This is a genomic window from Psychrobacter sp. T6-1, assembly GCF_052258445.1.
Window position 1 is genome coordinate 1 of record NZ_JBQQFC010000417.1, and the last position, 1,655, is coordinate 1,655.

The following is a 1,655-nucleotide window of genomic DNA, read 5'->3' on the forward strand; positions in this document are numbered from 1 at the left end:
CATAAAAAAACACGCTAAAGTTATCAGCTTTAGCGTGTTTTTTTGCGTATTGATCTCACGTCACATCTGTCGTTTTATCAGATAAACCCCCAATGCAGCACTACCGATGATGGGCAGCAGTACCATCAGCATAGGCGAGAACCCTGTAGCTAAAGAGATAAAGCCAACCAAATCTTGTAAGTAGCTAAACAGCAAGCCAAACAATAAGGCGACGACAATACGTAAGCCTAAGCTATGCGTTCTTAGCGAGCCAAAGACGAATGAACAAGCGACGATCACCAGTGATAGTATTGACAATGGTGAGAGTAGCTTTTGCCAAAATGCCAGCTCATGCTCTAGTGAGCGGTTACCCTGCCCGCGCATAAACTGACGATGGTCATACAGCTGAGTTAGTGATAAATCCTCAGCATCACGGGTCAGCAGATACACAGATTCTGGAGCAAAAGGTAGACTTAAAACATCGGAGGCGGCAGTGGCTTGACTACTCTCAAAGCCTTGGCTAATGGTTAGCTCTGTCATATTATTGAGTTGCCACTCGTAGCGATATTGGTCGCTTGCAACATCGTTATTGTCACGACTGACAGGGACGCGCTGGCTATAACGTCCGCCTTCAGCGCGGGTTGCGGTTTGCAGATTGCCATTATTATCTAAATGCCAGCGCTTGACCTCGCCGATATTGCCTGCAACGTCAGCATAATCAATGTACAGGATATCGCTACCATCGGGCTGCATGCTGCCACTTGCGTCGCTTTTGACCCTAGGTTGCACCGTCCAGTAGCCACGTACTGAGGTGATAAGCGCGCGGCTATCATTATCGTTAATCTCGCGCGCTAATTGATTACTCTGCGGCAATATAAACTGATTGATAGCCAGTGCCAGTAGTACAAAGAGCAGTGCTGGTTGCAACACCCAGCCGACGATACGATAAATGCTCACGCCAGCGGCGCGCATGACCACCAGCTCGCTTTTATTGGCGAGAAGGCCTAAACCAACGACGGCGCCAAGCAAAGCGCCTGTCGGGATAAACTGTTCCAAAAAATAAGGCGAGCGATAAAAAATATACTTCAGCGCGGCGCCCAAGGTATAGCCCTCATCCAACGAGTCCAGCTCATTGAGATAGGAGAACAATAGCTGTAGCGCCCAAAGGCCTAGTACCGCGGCTACTATAGCGAGTAGCGCATTAAGTTTTACGTAACGACTCAGTACAGATAGTTTGGTATTATTCAAGCGATCTTTTGGAGAAGCGGCGCGCATTAGGCCTGTCCTCCTGTTATCGGCGGGTTTTGTATGTCACTAGTAGCGGGATCTCGAAAGCGCAGGCGATGCTGGATACGGCTAGCCCAGTTGAGATACAGCGCCAGCGCCATAAAGCCTAAAATCAGCCAAGCGTTTGCCCATACGCTCACACTGCCTTTGCTCACCGCGTTTTTGAGTGAAATAACCCCAAGTGCGCAACTGACAAACAACAGCACCGAGGGGAATAGACGTAGCCAACGACCTTGACGCGGTCGTACTTGCGCCAGTGGCACAGCGAGCATAGGCGCGATAATCATCAGCCAAGGCAGGGCAAAACGATACCCTAGCTCCCCTTGTGCTGCTCGTAGGGCATCTACGCTAGCGACTGAGGTGCCGCCGGTTGCAGCTTGCCATAGTGG

At 50.2% G+C, this 1,655-nt stretch carries 2 protein-coding genes; both read right to left on the reverse strand.

Features of this window, described 5'->3' with window-relative positions; all coding sequences use genetic code 11:
* Nucleotides 1-60: 60 nt before the first annotated feature.
* Entirely contained in the window at nucleotides 61-1,254 is a 1,194-nt protein-coding gene (gene lptG, locus ACTXGO_RS13390; RefSeq protein ID WP_435949984.1) for an LPS export ABC transporter permease LptG, read from the reverse strand.
* Nucleotides 1,254-1,655 (reverse strand): LptF/LptG family permease (locus tag ACTXGO_RS13395; RefSeq protein WP_443574868.1); only part of this gene is annotated, 402 nt, incomplete at its 5' end. The genes ACTXGO_RS13395 and lptG, both read right to left, overlap by 1 nt.